This window comes from Pseudomonas sp. UBA3149 (genome assembly GCF_002364655.1).
Classification (GTDB): domain Bacteria; phylum Pseudomonadota; class Gammaproteobacteria; order Pseudomonadales; family Pseudomonadaceae; genus Chryseomonas; species Chryseomonas luteola.
Window position 1 is genome coordinate 1 of sequence record NZ_DEYV01000009.1, and the last position, 7,354, is coordinate 7,354.

At 49.7% G+C, this 7,354-nt stretch carries 6 protein-coding genes; 1 reads left to right on the top strand and 5 read right to left on the bottom strand.

Features of this window, described 5'->3' with window-relative positions:
• Positions 1 to 128: 128 nt before the first annotated feature.
• Together B3729_RS05850 and B3729_RS05855 are read right to left on the bottom strand one after the other, a co-directional pair.
• Complete coding sequence (locus B3729_RS05850) at positions 129 to 1,457, bottom strand: OprD family porin (protein WP_073450586.1); 1,329 nt, start codon at positions 1,455 to 1,457, stop codon at positions 129 to 131.
• A 244-nt stretch (positions 1,458 to 1,701) separates the two neighbouring features.
• Positions 1,702 to 4,311, bottom strand: a complete 2,610-nt coding sequence (locus B3729_RS05855; protein WP_286787375.1) for a heavy metal translocating P-type ATPase — start codon at positions 4,309 to 4,311, stop codon at positions 1,702 to 1,704.
• Between the two features lie 240 nt (positions 4,312 to 4,551).
• Here B3729_RS05855 and cadR point away from each other — a divergent pair, with 240 nt between their 5' ends.
• Entirely contained in the window at positions 4,552 to 5,001 is a 450-nt protein-coding gene (gene cadR, locus B3729_RS05860) for a Cd(II)/Pb(II)-responsive transcriptional regulator (RefSeq protein WP_286787376.1), read from the top strand.
• A gap of 303 nt (positions 5,002 to 5,304) precedes the next feature.
• Here cadR and B3729_RS05865 read toward each other — a convergent pair whose 3' ends face one another.
• The 3 genes from B3729_RS05865 to B3729_RS05875 form a co-directional block, all read right to left on the bottom strand.
• On the bottom strand, positions 5,305 to 5,694 hold the full coding sequence (locus B3729_RS05865) for a TetR/AcrR family transcriptional regulator (protein WP_286787377.1): 390 nt from the start codon (positions 5,692 to 5,694) through the stop codon (positions 5,305 to 5,307).
• Complete coding sequence (locus B3729_RS05870; RefSeq protein WP_033352015.1) at positions 5,694 to 6,383, bottom strand: hypothetical protein; 690 nt, start codon at positions 6,381 to 6,383, stop codon at positions 5,694 to 5,696. Before B3729_RS05870 ends, B3729_RS05865 begins: the two co-directional genes overlap by 1 nt.
• A 101-nt stretch (positions 6,384 to 6,484) precedes the next feature.
• Positions 6,485 to 7,338 (bottom strand): IS5 family transposase gene (locus tag B3729_RS05875; RefSeq protein WP_181123804.1). Its coding sequence is split into 2 segments (ribosomal slippage): positions 6,485 to 6,990 and positions 6,990 to 7,338, totalling 855 coding nucleotides; the frame shifts between segments, so codons are not numbered across the junction.
• Between the last annotated feature and the right edge of the window lie 16 nt (positions 7,339 to 7,354).

Sequence of the window (7,354 nt, forward strand, 5' to 3'; positions counted from 1 at the left end):
GTCTTTTTCAGACCTTCCCTAAGACAAGTTATCGCCAAGGTGAGGTGAACATTACAATATTGAAAGCTTTTTACCCCCAGCCGGTTGTATGGATGAGTTACAGCGTTGATATTCAATAAATAAATGATTTAAAGAATTTCCAAAGGGTATTCAACTATCAATCTGACTTCATCAAGGTCGGACTCAAAGCTGGTAGCACGAGTCGTAGCCTGTCGCATCCGGAACGACATATCTTTAAGGGTGCCGGTCTGAACGACATATTTGATCTCAACATTCCTCTCCCAACGCTTCTGATTGGTAAGCGGATTACCTTCATCATCCGTCCGCATATACACATCGTTTGCCTGAGAGTAATCAGCGTCCCAACCTCGGGCATAGCGAGTCATAAAGGAAAGACCCGGTACTCCATAGCTGGTCATGTCCAGATCATAGCGAAGTTGCCAGGACTGCTCCTTGGGCGAGTTGAAGTCGCTATACTGGATAGAGTTGTTGAGGTAGATCGAGTCAGCCTGACGAAGGTAGTCAAAGTCGTTATTGCCGTTGTTGCGCTGATAGGCGACTGCAACGGTGTGCGCCCCAAACTGGATACCGGTACTGGCGCTCCATATATTGGTATTGAAGCGGCCAAGAAGCTCTTTGCCTTCATCAACTGCCTTGTAGTAGTTGAAGGTCCCAATCAGCGCAACAGTATCGGACAGGGGATAGCTGGCCGAGGTACCAAAATAGTATTGATCCCAGGCATCCTTTAACCGACTGGTATAGAGGCTGAATTTTACATAGTCATTAACGGTGTAATCACCTCCGAGATACCCAATCCATGGAGAGTTTACCTGTCCTCCATAAAAGGTAACAAATTCATCGCGCATGCTACTCGTATTGGGCTGACTCATGGCGTGCAGGCGTCCACCCTGAAGCGTCAACCCTTCAAAGGAGCTATTTTCAAGGGTAATACCCTTAAAGCTTTCGGGTAGTAGACGTGAATCACCGTATTGCACAACGGGCGTTATCGGAAAGACATCACCCACTTTAAGCACGGTATCGAACAACCGGACCTTGGCTGCTCCACCCAGTTTGGAATAATTATCTGCAGCCTCACCACTACTGTTATGGGGAAGTAAATCAATGCTTCCTCCGGCGCCGGACCGGCCACTACCAGTGTCAAGCTTCAGACCTAGCATGGCAAACGCGTCGACACCAAACCCTACAGTACCTTGTGTAAATCCAGACTTAAATACAGCCATTACGCCGTGAGCCCACTCTTCAGAATAACCGTTGCCCGTTGCGCTTGACTGTCCATGCCGGAAGTCTCGGTTAAAGAAGAAATTTCGGTTCGTCAGGGTCAGACTGCTTCCTTCAATAAATCCATCGCCTTTTCCTGTCTCCTGGGCGACCGCAGTCTGGGCTGCTCCCCATACAACTGCCAGGGCTACAAGCGAAAGCTTAGCCTTATTGCTCATCACTGATGCTCCTATTAATCGGCAGGTCGATTACGAAATTGCCTTGCGTCTTATTATTGGGCTCTTCAAAAGGCTGTCTTCTGAAGACCAGGCGCTATCGTTACAAGCCTTGGATAACAGGGAGGTGAGCTGAAAATTACAATTTTGTAAGAAGGGTCAGGGCTCAATAAGGCAATGTACTCTGAGCCTAAAAGATAAGCCCCTGATGGTCAGGGGCTTGTAGTTCTCACAAATCAGAACGCTACTACTGTCTCAAAAGCCGCAGACCATTGAATACAACCAGTAGACTTACACCCATGTCGGCAAACACTGCCATCCACATGGTGGCATGCCCTGTTAATGTAAAAATCAGGAATATAGCCTTGATTCCAATCGCAAAACTGATGTTTTGCTTCAGCACAGTAGCTGCCTGACGCGATAAGCGAATGAAATCCGCTGCTTTTCGCAGGTCATCGTCCATGAGTGCAACATCTGCTGTCTCAATAGCAGTATCTGTACCTGCAGCGCCCATCGCCAGGCCGATGTCAGCCTGAGCCAAGGCGGGGGCATCATTGATACCATCACCGACCATTCCGACTACATAGCCCTTTTGCTGGAGTTCCTTTACAGCGCTAAGTTTATCGTCAGGCAACTGGTTACCACGAACCTGATCGATACCGACTTGTGATGCTATAGCCTGAGCGGTATAAGGATTATCCCCTGTTAAGGTCAGGGTTTTGATTCCCAGGGTCTGTAAGGCACTAATGGCTTCACGGCTTGAGGGTTTAACCGTGTCTGCAACGGCAAACAACGCAAACACACGGCTTTCATCCATCAACATCACAACGGTCTTGCCTTGTCGTTCCAGTTCCTGGGTCTTGGATTTCAGCCAATCGGAAACAAGCTTTCGCTCTTCAGCCAAACGGTAATTGCCAAGCAGATAGATATGACTGCCGATCTTTCCTCTAATACCACGTCCAGCCAGCGCTTCGAAATGATCTACCTCCTGTATGAAAATTCCTTTTCGCAGCGATGCGTTAGCGATGGCTTTAGAAACAGGGTGGTCCGAGCGGTTAGCCAGACTTGCAGCCACCGACGCATACACATCGGGAGAGGCCTGCATTTCGACAGGAAAATAGTCAGTCTGCTCGGGTCTGCCATGAGTAAGCGTACCGGTCTTGTCAAAGGCTAGATGAGTCAGCTTGCTGCCTGTTTCAAGATATAGACCTCCCTTGATCAATATACCTTTGCGGGCCGCCGCAGCCAGTCCGCTCACTATGGTAACCGGCGTAGAAATCACGAGCGCGCAGGGGCACGCCACAACCAGCAGCACCAAAGCACGGTAAATCCATGTAAACCACTCACCGCCCATAACAAGCGGGGGAAGCACCGCTACGGCCAGAGCAAACAGGAAAACGCCTGGCGTGTAGATCCTTGAAAACTGATCAACAAAGCGCTGAGTAGGCGCCTTATTGCCTTGAGCTTCTTCTACTGCATGAATGATGCGAGCAAGCGTCGACTGGCTGGCCGGCGCAGTCACCCTGAATTCCAAAGCTCCCTCCTGATTGATTGTCCCTGCAAAAAGCATATCGCCGGGAGCCTTTTCAACAGGAAGGCTTTCACCTGTAATGGGGGCCTGGTTGACGCTTGAGCTACCCTGCTCAATTATACCATCCAGCCCTACGCGCCCACCGGGCTTGACACGAACTCGATCACCGACCAGTACATCATTGACGGCTTTTTCAACCCAAAGGCCGTCAGCTTGCAAGACAGTAGCCTGGTCGGGTGTTAACTGCATTAGGCCCTTAATAGCATTACGAGCTCTATCAATGGACTTTGCTTCAATCAGCTCGGCAATGGCAAAGAGCACCATGACCATTGCGGCCTCTGGCCATTGACCGATGAGGAGGGCACCTGTGACCGCAATACTCATCAAGGCATTGATGTTCAAATTTCGGTTTCTAAGTGCAATCCAGCCTTTTTTATAAGTGCTTAAACCACTTCCCAGCACAGCAACCAGGGCCAGCGCAGCAACTAACCATTCAGGTGCGGCCTGGGTAAAATGAAGGAGTTCAGCACCTAACGCGCTCATCCCCCCTAATGCCAACGGCCACCATTTCTTTGCCGCGGGCAATGAAGCGGTTTGTTGAGACGTATCGGCTTCAAGCTCTGGTGTAAAACCCAGGCCGCGTATGTTGTCCAGCATCGGCGTAAGCACTTCAGGATCATGGTGTACCGTCAACACGCGCTGGATCAGGTTGAAGTCCAGTCCAAGTATGCCCTCCATCCGTGAAAGCTTGTCACGGATAAGCTTTTCCTCAGTAGGGCAGTCCATCTGCATGATCCGTATGCGTGTACGGGTCGTATCGTTGATGGGTTCAGCCTTCATGCCCAGTGAGAAAATGGCCCTTTTTATAGGCTCTTCTGAGGGCAACAGATGCCTAACACCAAGAGTACGCTTGAGTAAGTTGAATTCCAAAGACTGGACTCCAGCCATACCTTCAAGCTTGTTCCGGATCAGACCTTCCTCAGTAGGACAGTCCATCTGTTCAATTTTGAAAAGGGATAATTGTCCGCCTTGAGAAGCAGAGGGCGTAGTATGAGTATGAGCAGTTTTAATGGTAGAACCGCCACAGCAGCTTACAGCAGCTACTGGGTTTGGCTTCGGTGCGCAGCAGCTGGTGGGATGCTTTGATCTTTCTAATGGTTCTGCCTGCATGTCCAGCGATTTTATCGCTTCAATGATGGGCGTTTCAGAAGACAAGGTATGTCCAACCAATAGCGTGCGATTGCTCAGGTCGAAATCTAATGATGAAATGCCATTCAAGGCTTTCAGCTTTTGCCTGATCAAGCGCTCTTCAGTAAGGCAATCCATAGCCTCAATCTTTAACGCAATCTGGCGCACCTGTGGTTTAGTAAGCTTTACAGGATTAAACACCGCAGATTTTAAACCACACTCAGGGGAGGTAGCCGTGGAATTACAGCAGCTGTCCTGAGCCTTCTTGGGGGCAGGCTCATGGCCACAACAATTTGACATCAGGATGTCCTCTATATAAATCACGTGTAGAGTGAACACCCTGTAGCAGCTACAGGGTCAAGTAAAAGAGGAAAATCCATGCAAATAGGGACACTGGCCAAACGAACAGGCTGTCAGGTTGAAACAATCCGCTATTACGAAAGAGAAGGTCTCTTGGCGGAGCCTGAACGCAGCGAGGGAAACTATCGCCTGTACAACGCTGAACACGTTGAACGTTTAATCTTCATTCGCAACTGCCGTGCACTTGACATGACCCTGGATGAGATTCGTAGCCTGTTGCGCTTCAAGGAAAATCCTCGCGACAACTGCTCAAGCGTTAACGATCTGATCAATGAGCATATCCAGCATGTCAGGACTCGAATCAACGCGCTTCAGGCGTTGGAGGAGCAATTAAATGACTTGGGTCGGCGGTGCGCAGTAGAGCAGGCTATCGGAGACTGTGGAATTCTTCAGCGGCTTACCGATATAGACGTCGCTAATACGCTTTCCGAGGCTGCCGATACACATGTCGGTAAGAGCCATCATTGAAGCCCATCATGGACGTGCAGTTTGCACCTTGCCAGGGGATGGCTCAGTTTTTCTTCGAATTTTCTAGGGGGCATAATAGGTTGCGCAAACTCGATAAAGACCTAGGGCAATGATCCGTTAGATACAAGACCATTTGGCTTGCCCTTCAGTCTGATGGAGATGTATGCGCCCTAACCAAAATCTTAGAGCAAGCACGACAAGGCTCTGCTACAACCATCTAAGCAGCACGCTGCCTAGGCTTAATGGGCGTCAGCAGCTTAGTCAGGCGATCACTCTAGAGTGTTTTACCTGGTTTAGGTTGTATCAGGGCTTGCTCAACCTTTCTACAAGTCTGTTTCTGTCTTCAAGTAACTGATCATACATAGAGTACACTTGCTGGAGATGGGCTAGTAGTTGGTTAAGGTTTTTTTCTTCCTGTCTTTTTTCTTGCACCTCTAACTTTTTTAACAAGACCTTATTTTTAGCTAACAAATTGTCAATTAGCTGTTGATCAGTCGTCGTTTTTTGCCGGTCTTTCTGAACACGCTTGAACTCTTTGATCCTTTCTTTGAGGTCCGGGTAACGGTTATAAATGAGTGAGTGCGAGACACCACATATAGCCGCAACCGCACTAATACTGATGCTACCACCTGAATTTACAAGCTGATCTATAGCCTGAAGAAGCTGATCTCTAGTATTTGTGCTTTCATCCATCACGTCGCCCTTTTTGTAGTCATGTCATCAGGAAGGAGGCGGCAAATGATCTTGTTAGCCGCAAACAGGTTGTCCTCCAGTGACTGCTTGAACACTTGAAACTGCTGCTGTGTGTGATCAGGCATTGCCGAAATACGGGCAAGCTTACTCTCACAATTGCTTTTTATAGCCTTCCAGTAGGGAAGATGCTTTGGGGTTGTAAAATATGTGTCGCAGTAAAGGCAGTGGGAGGGATCAGCTATATTCTTGATCTTGCATGACGGTCCCTTGATACAGTACCCGTGAGGTAGGCCTCGAATGGAGTCGCTGTGTCGAGTCATGAATTTGATTATGTCTTTTATTTCATGAAAGTGCGGCTGTATATCGGTGCCAAATATCATTTCCTCCTCTGTACTATTAAGAGCCTGCAGCATACGGGTCAATCGCTCACCGCCACCACCGGCGACAATACCTGTTTCAGCTGCTTGCACAATATCGTCTAGTGAGCGCTTATTCAGGAGATTTCCAAAATGCTCAATCACAGCTCTGAGCTCATTAAATGACTGGAAGCCTCTTTCAGCGTAGACAAGGCTCATGGCGCGGTGCAGATGTTTGAATTGGTATTTGATATCGTCCAGATCACCTAGACGATTAGCTATGATGAACCAGGCAAAGGTATGTCGGAACTGATGAGCCGTAAACTTGAACACATCCCCGACCCTGTAAGGTACTCCTCGGTTGCCACTATTGGCAGCTACAGAGCGGTAGTTACACGCCATCGTTTCAAGCTGCTGTAAATCCTGCTCTGTCACTAGGGTTTGTCTGAAAAGTCGGCACGCATGCATCGCTCGATACAGGCCAGCGTAACCATGGCCTTGAAGCTGCTAGCCAGCTTGTCAAAGCGAGTACAGAGCCGACGCTTTTCCTTTAACCAACCGAATAGCCGTTCGATCACGTTACGCTGTTGATACTTGGGCCTATCAAACAGGCGAGGCAGACCTGTCCGGGGCTTGCGGTGCATCGTGCGCTGAGCAATCACCGGCTGCATACCGAAGCGGTCGCAATAGCGACGCAACCCTTCACTATCGTAGCCCTTGTCCGCGATCACTGTCCGGCAACGCTTACGTGGTCTGCCCTGAGAGCCAGGAAGACGCACCTGATCTAGTAACGGAATAAAGTTGCGCGAATCGGCCTGCTGACCAGGCGAGAGGGTAAAGCTCAGCGGATAACCATTGGCATCGCAAAGCAGGTGAATCTTGGTACCTAACCCACCCCGGCTGCGTCCCAGGCAATGATCTACAGGTTCGTCCGGGCCCCTTTTTTTCCGCCTCCTGCCGCGGCACGGGTAGCTCGAATGGTCGTAGAGTCCACCATCCAGGCATCCAGATCGATAAAGCCATCCTGGCGAAGCCGCAGATGCAGACGAGTCAATACGCGCTCAAACGTTCCGTCGTCCCGCCATTGGCGAAAACGCTGATAAACCGTTTTCCAAGGGCCGTAGCGTTCGGGTAGATCACGCCATTTGGCGCCGGAGCAAAGGATCCAGAAGATACCATTGAGCATCTGTCGATCATCCCGGCGAGGACGGCCCATGGTCTGGGGAGGGGAAACGATATCTTCAATCAATGCCCAGCGCTGACTCGAAAGCTCGTAGCGACCTGTCATGTCTGCCTCCGCTTGC

Coding starts and splice junctions, on each gene's coding strand:
- B3729_RS05850 (WP_073450586.1), bottom strand. CDS start 1,457: ATGAGCAATAAGGCTAAGCTTTCGCTTGTAGCCCTGGCAGTTGTATGG.
- B3729_RS05855 (WP_286787375.1), bottom strand. CDS start 4,311: ATGGATTGCCTTACTGAAGAGCGCTTGATCAGGCAAAAGCTGAAAGCC.
- cadR (WP_286787376.1), top strand. CDS start 4,552: ATGCAAATAGGGACACTGGCCAAACGAACAGGCTGTCAGGTTGAAACA.
- B3729_RS05865 (WP_286787377.1), bottom strand. CDS start 5,694: ATGGATGAAAGCACAAATACTAGAGATCAGCTTCTTCAGGCTATAGAT.